Below are 15,798 nucleotides of genomic sequence, written 5' to 3'. Positions count from 1 at the left end.
AAAGGACGCGAGCAGTAAGTGAACCCCGGCTTATGATATTCTTATCATTAGGCCGGGCACTTATTGATGCGTCCAGAGTGATTTATAATCACTCCCTGTTTACCACCAGGAGCGCGGGCATCAGTACGCCCGGCCTAATGGTTTTGTGCTACCTATCGAGGCTCGTTTAACTGGTAACGAGCATGAATCTAAAAAAACAACTTTTTAAAAATATTATTGCTGCCCCTGATTAAGGTTGGCAAAGCCATTATATGGCTTTCTCTTACCTAAATTGAAAAGGGCGCCCAAAACAAAATAGGTAATTTTTAAAATAACAGAATGATGAACGTTATAAACCTATTTACAAATGAAGCTATTTTACAGCTACATGAGGCGCCTGTTTGCCTATATTCCAAACCTTTCGAAGGTGACTCGAATACCAACAACAATATTTTCGCCTGCCACCAAATGGCATACACTGGTAAATGTCCGGCAGGCATTTTTACTACAGGTTTTTTGTTTCATATTGTTTAGTGATGTCCATGCACAGTCCGCCGGAGAGCGGGCTGAAGCTGGGCTATCCGAAATCAGGCACTTACAGGTCGGTGACACCATCCCCTATGCGCTATGGCAGATTCCCTTGCATGTAGTCAACCATCCAGACGGTAAGGATACGATAACCTTGAATGACTATAGGGACAGGAAACTGATCATATTGGATTTTTGGGCAACGTGGTGCGGAAGCTGTATCAAGAGTTTCCCAAAGATGGATTCCCTGAACACACGTTTACAACCCGATCTCCAAATCTTATTGGTCAACAGTATAACAGGTACTGGAGATACCAACACGAAAATAAAAGCCTTTTTTGACAAGTTGGATTATACGTTGTCCATTCCCTCTGTCATCAATGATAGCCTTTTCAAAAAATTGTTCCCCCGTAAATTGATTCCACATTATGTGTGGATAGATAACAACGGCAAGGTCAAAGCCATTACCGCCTCTAAAGAATTGACATTCGAAAATATTGAGCGGATGATCCATAATGAAAATGTAACACTAACAACAAAGGAGTATTGATATGAAAATAAAATTACTTTTGGCAATAGCGTTGTTTTCAATATCTGGAGGACTGGTTGCTCAGGATCGATCCCATGTAATCTCCGGACGGATAAGTACGGAACAAGGCTCATATAAACTTCCATCCATAACGGTAAGATCCGCTGTCAGCAAACGGGCGACAGCCACTGATTCAGATGGTCTGTTCCAGATCTCAATCCCCTCGTTGCCCGACACTCTACTGATCACCCATTTAGGGTATGAGCCTCTGTCCATACCACTTTCTGACAGGACTCCGTTTCTTGATCTTGTCTTACAGCCTCAAACATTTGACCTCGATGAGGTTACTGTCGTGAATACGGGGTACCAGACGGTGAAACCCAATGAAATAAACGGCTCCACCGTAAGCCTCGGTGCCAGCGATCTGAACCAGCAATCAGGAACCAACCTATTGGATCGCCTGAACAACATTACCAGCGGACTTAGTTTCACCACCGGAAAATCCAATGGCAATCCACAGAACACCACCAACATATCGATAAGGGGCCTGAGTACCATCAACGGCCCCCTGGATCCGCTGATCGTTCTTGACAATTTCATTTATGAAGGAGACATAAATAACATCAATCCCAATGATGTCGAAAACGTAACGATCCTTAAAGACGCATCGGCGGCCAGTATATGGGGAGCAAGGGCAGGGAACGGTGTAATTGTTATAACGACCAAAAGGGGGAAATTCAACCAGCCGCTGCGAATTGGGTTCAATTCAAACATTATTATTGCGGACAAACCAGACCTGTACTATTATCCGCAGATGTCCTCCTCTGATTACATCGATGTGGAACGTCTGCTGTTCAATGAAGGCTACTTTGATGACCAGATAACCGGCACACCGTATGCGGCGCTTACCCCAGCCGTTGAAGTGTTCCTAAAGAACAGGTCGGGACAGATATCGGATATTGATGCCGCTAAGGAGATCGACCGCCTGAAGTCGGTAGATATCCGGGATGGGTACAGCAGACACTTTCTGAAAAAAGGTGTTACCCAGCAACATGCCCTCAATTTGCAGGGTGGCGGAGATAAGCACAATTTTAACCTTTCTTCCGCTTATGACCAGAATGTAAACGAATCCCATGCACGGTTCAGCAAGATTAACCTAAAAGCAGACCACACTTTCCGACCATTAAGGGATATGGCTGTTACGACAGGGTTATATTTCACCCACAGTACTTCGGAATCTGGCCGTCCGGGTTACAACACCGTGCAGGTGAATGGAAGATGGCCTACTTATCTAAGCTTTGCCGATGAAAACGGGGATCCGGCCTCGATACAGCTTGCCTACCGGGAAGCCTATACCGATACCGTTGGAGGCGGCAGATTGCTCAACTGGCGTTATTATCCATTGGAAGACTATAAACATAATAGATCCACGACGAAGCAACAGGAAATATATGCAAACGCTGGTGCAAATTATAAATTGACCAGTTATCTGAACATTGATGCAAAATACCAATACCAGAGACAGTCTTCGGATACCGAAAATCTATCGGACATAGAAAGCTACAATGCAAGGAACCTGATAAACTCATTCAGCCAGCTAAACAGGACAACGGGCATTGTCGACTATATTGTCCCTTTGGGCGGCATCAGGAGACTAAGCATGCGGACGGTGGAATCCCATACGTTCAGAACACAGCTGAATCTTGACAGGGCTTGGGGATACCACCGTGTATCCGCGATTGCGGGATGGGAAGTGCGGCAGGCAAAGGGAAGCGGGAATGGCTACGCCCAATACGGTTACAATGAGGATCCGCTGTCCTATACCGATGTCGATTTCGTAAACTACTATCCCCACTTTATCACGGGAAACTCCCAGGGCATCTCGTCCAACGGAACATTGAGCAGCACAGTGCACCGCTTTGTTTCGGGGTACATGAATGCCTCTTATAATTTTAAGGGAAGGTACCTGATTTCTGCCAGTGCTCGTCAGGATGGGTCGAATATCTTTGGAGCCAATACCAATGACAGATGGAAACCTCTTTGGTCGGCGGGTATCGGCTGGAACATCTCGAAGGAAAATTTTTATAAAGCCGCTTGGGTACCCTACCTAAAACTGACGGCGACATACGGTCATAGTGGCAACGTAGACCTGAGCCGTTCTGCACTTCCGGTAGCAACTTACGGCACATATGCTGCCACGGGACTCCGTCTTGCGAGGATAAATACACTTAATAATCCCGAACTGCGCTGGGAACAATCTTCGCAACTTAACCTGCGGATAGACTTTGCATCCGCCGGACAGCGGATTGCAGGGTCGCTTGAATACTACCGAAAGAAAGGGACCGACCTGTACGGAACAACTCCTTACGATTATACTACCTGGGGAAGAGGCTCAGAAATCGTCCGGAATGTTGCAGCCATGGAAGGAAACGGCATAGACATCGTACTTAACAGCAAAAATATTGAAGGCAGCCTGCGCTGGAACACTTCACTTTTGTTCAACTATAATATAAGTAAAACTAGGGAGTATTTCAGTCCAAGCGCCAATATCGTATCAACCTCTACTGGCAACAGTATAAGCCCCATCGTGGGAAAGCCCCTATATGCCATTGCAGCGTATAGATGGGGTGGACTGGATGCTTCGGGGAATCCACAGGGTTATCGGAATGGGGACCTGAGCACGGACTACACAGAGATCAGCAAAGAGGGGTATGAAGAGGGAACCGATGGGAACGTCAGATATATGGGCTCTTCCGTCCCTGAATATTTTGGATCCCTGATCAATACCTTCCAGTGGAAAAAATTTTCTGCATCCATCAACATAGGTTACAAATTCGGATATTACCTTTTTAAACCCACCATCTCTTATGCAGCGCTGGTGCAAAACGGAAGAGGACACGCTGACTATGAAAACAGATGGCAAAAACCGGGCGATGAATCCATTACGGATATTCCCTCCTTTACCTATCCGCTAATTTCGGGAAGGGACGCCTTTTTTGCATCATCGGAAGTTAATGTTATCAAAGGAGACCATATCAGGCTAAACTACATAAACCTGGGTTATGAACTGTTTTCCAAGAAAGAAGGACTTCCATTTGAACGACTGCAGTTATTTGCCATTGCCTCCAATCTGGGTATCCTTTGGAGGGCGAACGGAGACCGGATCGATCCCGATAACGACTCGATTTATCCCGAACCGCGCACCGTAACCATTGGTCTAAGGTCAAACTTTTAAATCAACCCCATCATGAAAACCAAATTTACAAGATTAATCATACTGTTTGTTCCTATCCTGTTTTTATTACTGGCGTGTGAAAAATACCTGGAAGAAAAATCGGACAAGGTTTTGGTTACCCCTTCAACGCTCGAAGACTTTCAGGCATTGCTTGACGATGCGGTAACCATGAATACCGCCACCCCCGGCTTCATGGAAACATGCGCTGACGACTACTTTCTTCTGCCGGCTACCTATAACGGACTGACGAGTTTACAGGTTTCCCTGTATAGTTACAAACCGTTTCCATACGAATACGGCAATGACTGGTCGAAGTCCTATCAGGTGGTTTACAATTCAAATATCGTTATGGAAAGATTGGCCGATGTCCCGCGGACTCCGGCAAACTCGGTTGCCTGGGACAACATCAAGGGCTCTGCTTTATTCTATAGGTCATATTACTATCTCCTGCTTGTCTGGCAGCATGCCAAGGTTTACGATGAAACCACAGCTTCCACGGACCTGGGCATAGTCCTGCGGTCAGGTTCGGATTTCAATGTCAAATCCGTACGGGCAAGCGTGCAGGATACATACGACCGGATCATGGAAGACACAAAAGCTGCGGCTCTGTTGCTATCCGAACATCCTGTCCACGTTATGCGCCCATCTAGGGCCGCTGCATATGGCCTGTTGGCAAGAACCTACCTGTCCATGTCCATTCCAGATAGTGCTAATAAATATGCGAATCTTGCACTTGGGATCAAAAATTCACTTATGGATTACAATGGAGACCCCGACCTCAACGGATCCGTAACGGCGTCAATACCGTTCAGAAAATTTAACAAAGAAACCGTATTCTATTCGGAGATGTACTCCAGTTTTGGGCTTCACCACCCCGCAAGGGGCAGGATAGACACGTCCCTCTATACTTCCTACGATGACGGCGATCTCCGGAAAACCGCTTTTTTTAGGCCCAACAGTGGCTATCATCAGTTCAAGGGGAGTTATGCAGCAAGTCCAAGCATCCTTTTCAGCGGCATTGCTGTCGATGAATTATATTTGATCAGGGCGGAAAGCAGCGCCCGCTTGGGAAATCTCTCGACAGCGATGGACGATCTTAATACACTGCTGAGGACGAGATGGAACAGCGATTCGGAATATCAAGAGCTGGTTGCCGAATCGGATGGGGATGCTCTGGCAATCATTCTTCTGGAAAGGAGAAAATCGCTCCTTATGCGGGGCCTCAGATGGATAGACATCAAGAGGCTTAACCGGGAAGGCGCAGGAATAATCCCGACAAGGATAGTAAATGGGGAAACGTTCTCTTTACAGCCCAACAGCAGCCTCTATGCTTTACCACTTCCCGATGACATCATCCGATTGACCGGTATCGAGCAGAATTAAAGACACTCGTAGCTATAATAGTCTGCATTTATCAAATGAAAATCCCCTAAAACCAACCTAATTAACAGATTGGTTTTGGGGGATTTTAAGATCGTCTGGAAGGGATATTAATTCTGCATATTAGAGATAACCCCAGCCGCATCGGCGATGGCATCCACGTAATGCGTATTCGTTCCTGAATTTAAGCTTGCGCTTATATTAGCGCTAGGCTTTAAGGATGGAGAAGTATTTGGATTATCCACATACGCTGCGGATACCTGTATACGACATGGTCTTTCGTCCAATCCGTCACATAGTTCTGTACTCGGGGTGAAGGACCAGTGTGATTCGTCCTCCACGTTCGCCTTGCTAAAATCGGGACCATTATACTCAAAAGTATAAAGCTCATCCGCCTTCTTTGTCTCTACTTGTTTTTCTTCTCTTTCCCCTCTATTTTTTTCCATGGCGTTCACGACAAGAAATGCACCAAACAAAAAGAATAAAAACAATGCGATACCGGTGCGTGTCCGGTTGTTCTTTACTGTTGCCATAATGCAAGCATTAAGTTTATAAAATCTTTTGCTGTTACCCGCACAACGGTTTTGCCTCACAGTTATGCAGTCGAGGGATCTTATTCGGTGGTCAGTCAGCTTCCTAGAAGCCGAAAGGCCTAGCCAAGCCTAAAGAGGGCAAACCTACGCGGGTAATAGAATCTGTTGACAATTCTCTTTCGGGCAAATTTGATTATGAACATCTCTTTGATTCCAATGAACATGATCGCTGGTGGAACCGCAATGGATATCCGTATGGATACAGTGCACAGCCATATCCTCATGGGCTGGATCAGAGCCTCTGACATACAGAGGATCTTTCTCATTATTATTTCCGATGTGCTTTTTGTTTCCATTTTACTTTTATCCGTTACCTTGGTTCTACAGTGGTTGGCCTAGCCTCCCACCGGCCCTGCGTATTTATTATTCATGGCACCTTATCGCCGTGCCGGCGTCCCGTGTAGTGGTCCGCTTTAAAAGTTACCAGTACCCAGCGGTTTGTGCATGAGGAGAAAATGTTAAAATACGGGGCATCTTCTCTTTAGCTCCAACTACTTTTTTCCGTAGGGGAACCACGGCATGAAAGTGGGCACTCCCCTTTACCATCCCTTGAAATTTCTTTGACCTACAAGGTGTAGATCACAATATAAAGTTCGGTATCTTTACCTGAATGCAGGTGTCAAAAAACAGAGAAAATGACACTGTTTTTCGGCAAAAAGCGAACAAAAATGTGTGTTTTTTGACCCTAGTGCAGCTGAGATATCTGGAAAATTAAAATTAATCTTTGGTTTTGTATTGAACAGTTCACCGCACGCTTTTCAACCCTTGCTCCGGCCGCGTTGTAAATAAAAGACACGGATGCAGGAAAACAAAAACATAGTTTTCACGATCTTTTTCGAGATTTTTCTATAGATTTAATAGCATCTTTGTTTGTTAAAAATTTCTTACTCCCGGTAATAATGGCGACATCATACCCTGTGCTTTTCCTTTCAGAATCGTTAAAAATCAAAAGTTGTCTCATAGAATTATTGGGTATACTACCAATTTTTAAACCCTTTTTTATATCGCTAAAAAATGTGTTTTTTGTACTCTTGATTGCTCCATAATTTCCCGTAAGAAAGAGAACATTCTTATCTTCAAATGAAAATGAACCTCGCTGTTTCTCAAAGAAATAATTCAGAAATGTAGACTCACATATATTCAATACTGCAGAAGAATCATCCCCCGTCTTATCAAGGCATTGAATAATATTTTTTGGGATATCTTCCATTGACTTTACTTGCCCGTGCAAAATACTTGTGAAAAAAAATGAACCAATTAGAACTAAAATTATAGTCTTCATGCCGTTATTAATTTAAGTTTTAACGATATGGGCGGGGTCGTATCCATTACGCCATGAGCACAATTGTTCGATATCCAAGGACGTACTCCAAGCAAACTCAGTTTTTTGACCTTTTTTTTGACATTTGTGCTTTTATATTATTATAGTGTCTGATAAAAAAAATCCGAATCTTTAAATTTTGCTACGTAATGATCCAATTCGTATACCTCTTTCTGGATGACCCGATAAACATATATCCTGTCATTGTTAACATATAAAATCGTATTGGGTAAATGATAACTAAATAGTATATGTTTTGGCTTTTTTTTCAGAATTTGCTTAACCGCAGCCTTTAACTTTTTTGCATATTTCAACTCAGGGGTTTGATAAACATTACCAAAATTGTCTAATTCATCCTTGTTAAAATAGACAAAGAATGTGGGATTGAACTTGCTATCATAACAATAAATATCAAAGGCATACCGAGAATCTTCGAGCACTAAATAACTATTAGAGTTAAGCCTTGAGGTGTCAATGTCAACACGTAGAACAAACTTTATTCTATTTCCATTTATTTCTTTATTTATTTTATCATATATCCTACTGACGGTATCCTCAGTGGGCTCTTCAAGGAAATATGTTGAAGATCGTCGAATTGCTTCCTTCAAACTGTTTAAATAGATTATAGAATCCAGCTGTTTATATTTCTCTTCGATCAATGTAAGGTTTGATTGTGCGTTTACTATGGTAAAGCAAAATAGTGACGATATTATAATTTTGAATTGTAGCACTGCTATTTTTTTAAAACCGACTAATCACTTACTTAATAACTAACATAGAAGGCCTTGGAGTCTTTAAACTTTGCTACATAATCATCCAATTCGTATACTTCTTTCTGGATGACCCTATACACATATAGCTTCTCATCTTTCACGTATAGAATCGTGTTTGATAAATAGGTACAGTCGACGATGTATTTTGGATTTTTCTTTAAAACTTGCTTAATACCGGACTTTAGTTGTTTTGCATATTTCGCAGATAAAATTGGATAATTGGTTCCGAAATCCTCTAAATTATTGTTTTCAAAACTGACAAAATATCGAGGATTAAGCTTTTCATCGTGGCAATACAGGTCAAACAGCATTACTGAATCCTTAACTCTCAAGTAGTTGCCTGTTTTTAGACTTGTTGTATCAATGTCTACTCTCAAAACGAATTTTACCGTATATCCATTTATCCCACCCATGATTTCATCATAAATCTCATTAATATTACTTTTGTTACGTTCCTTAAATTTCAAAAAAGATGATTGTGCAATTGAACGTTCTAGTTTACCCATATAGGATATCGAATCCAGCCGTTTATACTTCTCTTCGATCAAAGAAAGATTTGTTTGCGCTTTCACATAAAAAAAGCTAAATGCTGAACATAACATTAATATTGTCTTGATATTTCTCATGATGATATATTAATTCAAGAATTACTTTATTCCAGAAACGGACCAAACTTTAAAGTATTGATCTTTTATTAGGTCTGTATAGTGATAACTTCCTATTCTTAATTGAATTACAATTTTGGTTGAATAATATTTTATTGACCGAATATTATCCGCGTGTGCTAGTTTATCTCCTAATTTCATAAATACGGATACCATTCTGCCAGAGTTTTTTAGAGAGTGCATAGAACTGACATTTTGTAATTGGGTTGGATCAATTCTATTGGAGTGAAAATTTGAACTTAATATCTTGTTATAGCCTTCGTTTATCCCTATTTTAACACCTTCCCCATCAATGTAATTCGTCCGTTTTACAAATTCTTCGTATGAGGTGTTGCCGCCAAAATGTTTGTCGAGTTCAGCCATAGAAGTAGGGACACAGTCATTTAGATTATTTGATCCAACTTTGTAAGTTTTAAAATCAACTACGTCATAAGGTTTCTCAATATTAAAGAATGACCATTGATTTCGACCGTATTTTACATCATTTCCCCACCACACGTTCTTGCCCTGTTGTATTGCCGCCTTTCCTCCAGCGAAACCACCTCCGACAGCACCTGTAATAGCGCCGTTGATCGCTCCCGAGATCGCGCTGGACTTCCAGTTTTCGAAAAAGTCATTACCAGCAAGTAGGTTGTTGCCTCCACTCAGCAGTACACTGCTTCCGGCTCCTAGAACCGACCCTGATAAAGCACCGACACCAGCGCCAGCTACTACTCCTACTGTTTTAAATGTCGCTACAGCCCAAGCACCTCCTGCCGCAGACAGAGCTCCCACGCCCGCACCAACACCGAAGTACCCCAATCCTTTCCAAAAATTTCCATCTATGTTTTTCCAATTGACGATTAAATTCACTGTACCACCAATAATGGCACCTACTATAAGATGGATGAACTCTCCGTTCTGATCGATATATACAAGCGGGTTGTTCAGCGCATAGCTGTACCTGTTGAAGTTCTGGCTGAAATCCGGCATCTGAACGAACGGGTCGGGACTTAAAAAGCGACCAAGTGCTGGATCGTACAGCCTTGCGTTCATGTTCACCAACCCAAACCACGGCAGGTACTCGTGCCCGGTATATCCCCGTCCAAGAAACAATACCGGGTCGCTACCTGGAACATAGGCTACTTGGGTAACTGGGTTCCTCAATCGACCCCAAGCATCATAGCTCAATTCCTGTTTCAAAGAACCGTCCGCATTTGCTACATGCGTGATACTACCGAGGTAGTCCCTACAAATATAATATATTTTCCAAGCACCCGCTTCTTTTACGTAGACTGCAGGCGCTGAATAGGCATCACCTCCAAGGTACAATCTTTCGACATTAGAATTAGCGTCCAATTCGTATTGACCGCCTATGTAATAGCGTGTGAGTACTGTTGAAGTCCCGTTAAGCACCTGCATCTTTACCCTGTCTCCGTTAACATTGTAGACTAGAGAGGCGGTAACTCCATTCTCCACGATACTGGAGGGACGCTGGAACGAGGTATAAGCGACTGTCTGATTCCGTAATGGAACGGAGGTTCCCTCTGGCGTAAGCATGGTTACCTGATAAGGTCTGGCGGTGTTGCCATAGGCCATCGTACCGACACCTTGGATACGGGTTATATTGCCGTTAGCCGCATAGGTGATCACCTTGCCGGCAGCACTTGTAAGCCTATTGAGGTTGTCATAAGCGAATGATTCGGTTTTGCTGTGCCTGTTATCAACTCGGCTCAACAGGTTGCCCTTCTGTGCATCAAAATTGTAGGTGAAGTTCTGGACAGTTCCCGCCGTTCTACCGGTCGGTATTCCGAAATTATTGTAGGTATAGGTCCTGTTCATGGCGCCGGTTGTAGCGGCAGTCTGTTGTCCCAATGCGTTTTCTGCGGTCAGCTTCCAGATGGAGGCTGTTCCATTCAGTTTTATCTCCGTATTATGTCCATTGGCATACGAATAATTTTCTGTACCAAGCGTACCGCTCTGTGCCGTATACTGAACCGAAGAAACGTTGCCTGCGCTGTAGGCGTACGTTTTTTGCAGCCACTTACCGTCAGGTACGTTCTCGCGCTCGGTCAAAGGCCTGTCGTACGTATCATAGGTGTATACTTTTGAAGTTCCGTTTGTTGAGGTCTCGCTTGCCAACAGTCCGTCCGTACTATAAGCATATGAGGTGGTAATTTCACCTTGACGCTGTAGGCTAGTGATACGCCCGTATTTATCAAACACGGAAATATTGATTCCTTTCGGATTGGTTTCCGTTTTCGTCAATACACCTGTCACAGAATAGGAATAGGCGATAGTTTGCTGCCCGGCACTGGGATCGATCAGTTTTGTCTGCCTTCCAAAGGCATCGTACTCGATAGAGGTAACGACCCCACCGGGAGCCGTTATGGATGAATGTTGCCCGTCAGGTCGCGCAGTATATGTGATAATGCCACCAGGATCTGTCACACTTACCAATATTCCCGTGGCATCCGTGGTCTTGGTGGAGGCAATGCCATTCTGCGTTTCGGTGGTGCTCAGGCCTGAATAACTCCAAGAAGATATTTTGCCTGAAGCCGACGTTAATGTTGTCGGGCGATCATAACTGTCGTAGGCATAAGTGTTCCATTGCGTAGCCGATGTGCCCCTGAATGGAAGTGATGTTCTGTGAATTCGGCCATAAGAATCATATTCTGTTGCTACATACTGCCACTGCCCATCGAACCGCTGGTTACCTGTGCGCAGATCGCGATTAAGGGCATCATTATGGGTAATAAACGTAGGGTTTCCGGTCGCTGATTTACTGACAGTATACATCCCCGAACCACCCCATGCAATAGTTGTAGTTTCGGTTACAGCGCTAGGATGTAACACGGAAACCAGTCTTCCCCACACGTCGTAAGTATAACTGGTGGTCCGGTTCTTATGGTCTTTGATGCTCCTCGGGTTTCCGAATGGGTCGTAGTTGGAATATGTCGTAATCTGTGACATCGCATTGGTCATCGTGGCAATAAACCTTCCCGTGGCATCATAGGTGTACGTATTCCCCAAAAACTCGGTGACATTGTAAGGAGCCGATTTTTGAGAAAGGATATTGCCATAAGAATCGTACGTCCATCTGGTCTCCCCGGTCTTTTGATTACCTAGGGTACCGGTATAGGTGATCCGTGTCAGCGGAAGACGTACCGTACTGTAGGTGAATACTTCCTTATCGATCCACGATGATCCCGCACGGGTATTAGTTACTGCTTTGGTCAATGGCTGGCCGATAAGATAAATTGCGCCCGTAACAGAATTGTAATAAGTCTGGTCTGTGACTGTGGTGAGTCCTCCTCCATAATTAACGCTCGCCTTGGTCACATTCCCATACGTGTCATGCACGAATGTGGAGGTTGCCGTCTGTGCCGTGAGTTTGTTCAGCACGGACTGTGTGGTGAGTCTTATTTTCGCAATTTTATTTGATTGGACGCTGACCGACCAGGTATTGGTAGTTTTGGCTGTTTGGGAATCATCAATTTTCAGTATCCCGAAATTGTATGGGTCAAATTCCTGTATAGAAGTCCGTCCCCGGATATTGTCGATCGCCGTTATCTTGCCGAAACCACAGAATCCCCGTCCCTGTTTGTGGATAACCGCATTCTCATAGCGATATTCACCGTTTTCATTTCGCGTTCCGTTCAGGAACTGTTCTTCTCCCACAACGACAGAGAATGGGCCCTGGAAGTTTTCAAACGGATATACAGCCCCACTACCCTTGCTGTAATAATAACCGGCTTCATTCAGCATCAGATAGTAGTTTTTGCCTACCACCCCAAAGCTGTTGATTGCCCCTGTCAGTTGTTTCTCTTTCGTGTCGTTCCGCGGATAGGAATACCGGGTGACCTTACCATCTTTCAGTGCAACAACCTGGTGGAAATAGTTCCGGCTGATGATGTTGGTGGGAACGGGTATGGAACCGCTGTAATCAAATGAGGCGTAATTATCCGAAGTATAAGCTACCCCGGGTCTGGTGAGATAGGTAAACATGCCCGATGATCCAAATTTCTTGATGATATCGGTCAACCCGTCACTGTTCACATCCTGCAAGAAAAATTCATCCGTGCTGTTCTTGCTCGTTATGGAAACAGCGACCCTTTCAAACTGTCCGTTGCCCATGCCGTAATAGATCGCCCAATCGGATATAGCCGACTTCGTGGTCAACAGAAAGTCAGGTTTGCCGTCACCGTTGAATTCACCGACCAACAACTGCCTGCCGTCCAGGGTTGCCTTCGTCAGTGCCGAGTAGGAAGCAGCGTGGACCAGTGTATGGGACGATCCTGATATCTGGAATTTATAGATATGGGTGCCGCTTCCATTGATCAAACAGATGTCCGTCTGCCCGTCTCCGTCATAGTCAAGAGCGTACAGGCGGTCGGAATTCTGTGCAGCTGCCTGCGGGTTGCTCTGGTTGGTACCGACGAACTCCCGGTACATCTGGAAAGAGATCCCATCGTAGAGCTTGCTGCCCGTCTCTAGGTCAAAAAGGTAGCAGCGTCCCGACACATTCCATCCAAAGGGGTTGGCATTCGATACGGAGAAAACCTCCATTTTTCCATCCCCATTGAAATCACCGGTGAGATGCATTTTCGGATGGATGCTCTTTCCGCCATCGGCGTCGGTAAGAACGGTTGGGAAATTAAAAACTCTCGTATATTTAAGGGCAATCCCCGAATAGAGGTTTCCTGAATACACTTTGAACTGCAAGCGATCATCATTTCCAGAAACCGTATTGTTAACTTTGATGACCTCTTCTTCGTATTTCCCGTCTATATTGGCAGTGAAGATATCCGTAAAGCCTGCCTCGGTCACCAGATTCGGCATAGGCGATGCAAAGGTTTCCTTAAGTCCTGCATAGAGAAAGATCTTCTCCGTCCCGCTGTAATGATTGTCGTAGCGGTTTTGCGAGCGCCTAAACCAAGTGGAGTTACGATAATGCTGCCAATAAGGATTCTTGTTAGGAAGCGTAATTAGGCCATCGTCGTCCGTTCCGTAATCGAACTTACCCTTGCTCACGATCAATTGTCCGGGTTGGGTGAAGTTGTACCATTCTAGAAGCTGCGTCTGTGCTTTTGTGTACGAGTAAGCAGTATTCCCTTCCCCGTAGTAGAACCTTAGAGGGTTCAGGGATTTTCCCGATGCCGTGCTTCCTACCTGGGTAAGTGCAGATACATTCTGGATGGTCTGGGTCTGATAGGTAAAATCGTAGGTTCTAAAGGTGGTTCCTGCTGATTTACACTCGATCCGCTGCAATAACCGGTTGTCCGTTACTTTCAGTCCTCCGTCATAGCTGACCACGGGATCTGGGCGGGTCGAAGAGTAGACGAATGTGACAGAAGCGCCAGCGTAAGTAATCGTGCTGATGTAGTAGCGGTTACTTGCAAATGTATATGAATAAGTAATATTGTTCGCCCTGAGGTCGGTTAGGCTTGTAATTGGATAGGTCAGCTGATTTGTTCCGTTGGTAGTAAGACCAAAAACACCTTTGTTTCCATTGGGATAACTAACCTCAAAATATCGGATGATATTGCCGTTAAGGAAAGCTGTTGCCTTAACCTGTCCCTGTTCCGTTTCATACATTATCTGAGTGGACGTTTCCGACAATTTTATCAGTCTGGTCCCGTCCAGAACGAAAGCGTCTGCTTTGGAAAGGTTCACCCCGCCCGACTGGTTGTCATAGTATTTACTTCGTGGTATTCGGCTGATCGAGGGAAGTCCCCCAATGCTCCACCCGATGCCCATTGTGCCATTTCCTCCAAGACTGTTATAAGCAATCGAAAGCTGCGGCTGGAACCCTTGGCGGCCAGGGGAAATTTCTATAGGCACATTGTACATCTTGGCTCCGGTAGGAGCGACTGATGAGGACATGGGTATTTCACCTACATCCTTGGTCACATCCACTGGATAGGTATCGGGGACGTGGTTATTGACAAATGCCATTGAAACGGACATGGTCTTAGAAGCAGGTTTCAGGGTCTGCACCTCTGATTGAGGAATTGACATTATGATTGCCTCCGGATAAAGGGCTTTCTTAACTGAGTCTTCCCATTGTGCAATCTTTTCTTCTGTCCAATTTTCAAGATCAGGGACTTTCCTTTTTGTGGAGTCACTAGGATTTTCCTGCGCAAACAGAATGGCTGTACCAGCCAGCAGGAATAAGAATATCGATGTTAGCGCTTTCATAACTTGCAGGTTTTAGTCTGTAATTTGACCAGCTTCCATATGGAAGAACGGCGGTTTAAAAAGATTCGCATTGTATAGGTACCCATAGACAGTTCGTCCAGTTTAATAATAGTAGTTTCGCCGGATATGGGCTGCTCGGTCAATATTTTTCCCCCGCGGCCTATAAGGGATATACGGCCACCTGAAGTGGACGTGCCTCCCTTTACGGAAACCGCCAGGGAGGCATTCCCCTTACCTGGACGGATCGCGAGTTCTTTGCCGTCAAGGGTGTCAATATATACCGGGGAAGTTGTTTCCTGGTTTTCCTGACCTGAAACGGCCTGTGCACTAACTATGACGGTGCGGTTTGTCCTGTTGCCGGCCGCGTCATACGAATAGGACAAACGCTGCTGACCATGTGCAAGCAACCCGGTCAGGCATATGGTTATCGTAAGGACTATCTTTTTCATATGTATGTAATTTAGGGGATGAAGCGATCGTATTTATTCAACTCTCTGATTAGTCTGAATAAACCACGATGGATTCAATATTTTTAATGCTGTGTTCATTTTAGTTACCGATAATATGTACAGTCGAATAATTTTTTACTGCCTAGGGCTAAATTTCGGCAACGTT

At 44.5% G+C, this 15,798-nt stretch carries 10 protein-coding genes; 4 read left to right on the top strand and 6 right to left on the bottom strand.

The features are described from left to right. The first annotated feature begins 346 nt into the window (after nt 1-346). From H8B21_RS05370 to H8B21_RS05360, 3 genes are read left to right on the top strand one after another with little or no spacing between them, the layout of a single operon-like run. Entirely contained in the window at nt 347-1,057 is a 711-nt protein-coding gene (locus H8B21_RS05370) for a TlpA family protein disulfide reductase (protein WP_190312720.1), read from the top strand. A 1-nt stretch (nt 1,058) separates the two neighbouring features. Beyond that, complete coding sequence (locus H8B21_RS05365; RefSeq protein WP_190312719.1) at nt 1,059-4,271, top strand: SusC/RagA family TonB-linked outer membrane protein; 3,213 nt, start codon at nt 1,059-1,061, stop codon at nt 4,269-4,271. 12 nt (nt 4,272-4,283) lie between these two features. Beyond that, on the top strand, nt 4,284-5,654 hold the full coding sequence (locus tag H8B21_RS05360; RefSeq protein ID WP_190312718.1) for a RagB/SusD family nutrient uptake outer membrane protein: 1,371 nt from the start codon (nt 4,284-4,286) through the stop codon (nt 5,652-5,654). 107 nt (nt 5,655-5,761) lie between these two features. On the opposite strand, the gene H8B21_RS05355 is transcribed toward H8B21_RS05360, so the two are convergent. Continuing rightward, the gene (locus H8B21_RS05355) at nt 5,762-6,184 is read right to left on the bottom strand and encodes a hypothetical protein (protein WP_190312717.1); all 423 of its coding nucleotides are present in this window, start codon (nt 6,182-6,184) and stop codon (nt 5,762-5,764) included. Between the two features lie 216 nt (nt 6,185-6,400). Between H8B21_RS05355 and H8B21_RS05350 the strand changes: the two genes are divergently transcribed. Beyond that, on the top strand, nt 6,401-6,583 hold the full coding sequence (locus H8B21_RS05350) for a hypothetical protein (protein WP_190312716.1): 183 nt from the start codon (nt 6,401-6,403) through the stop codon (nt 6,581-6,583). A 484-nt stretch (nt 6,584-7,067) separates the two neighbouring features. Here H8B21_RS05350 and H8B21_RS05345 read toward each other — a convergent pair whose 3' ends face one another. From H8B21_RS05345 to H8B21_RS05325, 5 genes are all read right to left on the bottom strand, one after another. After that, entirely contained in the window at nt 7,068-7,526 is a 459-nt protein-coding gene (locus H8B21_RS05345; protein ID WP_190312715.1) for a hypothetical protein, read from the bottom strand. Between the two features lie 140 nt (nt 7,527-7,666). Next, nucleotides 7,667-8,173 carry a hypothetical protein gene (locus H8B21_RS05340; RefSeq protein WP_190312714.1) on the bottom strand — a complete coding sequence of 169 codons (507 nt, stop codon included), beginning with the start codon at nt 8,171-8,173 and terminating at the stop codon, nt 7,667-7,669. Nucleotides 8,174-8,328: 155 nt separating this feature from the next. Further along, nucleotides 8,329-8,910: a hypothetical protein gene (locus H8B21_RS05335; RefSeq protein ID WP_190312713.1), complete on the bottom strand. Its 582-nt coding sequence runs from the start codon at nt 8,908-8,910 to the stop codon at nt 8,329-8,331. A 75-nt stretch (nt 8,911-8,985) separates the two neighbouring features. Beyond that, the gene (locus H8B21_RS05330) at nt 8,986-15,183 is read right to left on the bottom strand and encodes an RHS repeat-associated core domain-containing protein (protein WP_190312712.1); all 6,198 of its coding nucleotides are present in this window, start codon (nt 15,181-15,183) and stop codon (nt 8,986-8,988) included. Next, nucleotides 15,180-15,632 carry a hypothetical protein gene (locus H8B21_RS05325; RefSeq protein WP_190312711.1) on the bottom strand — a complete coding sequence of 151 codons (453 nt, stop codon included), beginning with the start codon at nt 15,630-15,632 and terminating at the stop codon, nt 15,180-15,182. Before H8B21_RS05325 ends, H8B21_RS05330 begins: the two co-directional genes overlap by 4 nt. Between the last annotated feature and the right edge of the window lie 166 nt (nt 15,633-15,798).

It is taken from the genome of Sphingobacterium chuzhouense (genome assembly GCF_014692525.1).
Classification (GTDB): Bacteria; Bacteroidota; Bacteroidia; order Sphingobacteriales; family Sphingobacteriaceae; genus Sphingobacterium; species Sphingobacterium chuzhouense.
The sequence above is the reverse complement of the archived record's forward strand: the minus strand, read 5'-3'. Positions and strand labels throughout refer to the sequence as shown.

Coding starts and splice junctions, on each gene's coding strand:
- H8B21_RS05345 (WP_190312715.1), bottom strand. CDS start 7,526: ATGAAGACTATAATTTTAGTTCTAATTGGTTCATTTTTTTTCACAAGT.
- H8B21_RS05330 (WP_190312712.1), bottom strand. CDS start 15,183: ATGAAAGCGCTAACATCGATATTCTTATTCCTGCTGGCTGGTACAGCC.
- H8B21_RS05370 (WP_190312720.1), top strand. CDS start 347: ATGAAGCTATTTTACAGCTACATGAGGCGCCTGTTTGCCTATATTCCA.
- H8B21_RS05365 (WP_190312719.1), top strand. CDS start 1,059: ATGAAAATAAAATTACTTTTGGCAATAGCGTTGTTTTCAATATCTGGA.
- H8B21_RS05360 (WP_190312718.1), top strand. CDS start 4,284: ATGAAAACCAAATTTACAAGATTAATCATACTGTTTGTTCCTATCCTG.
- H8B21_RS05350 (WP_190312716.1), top strand. CDS start 6,401: ATGAACATGATCGCTGGTGGAACCGCAATGGATATCCGTATGGATACA.
- H8B21_RS05355 (WP_190312717.1), bottom strand. CDS start 6,184: ATGGCAACAGTAAAGAACAACCGGACACGCACCGGTATCGCATTGTTT.
- H8B21_RS05325 (WP_190312711.1), bottom strand. CDS start 15,632: ATGAAAAAGATAGTCCTTACGATAACCATATGCCTGACCGGGTTGCTT.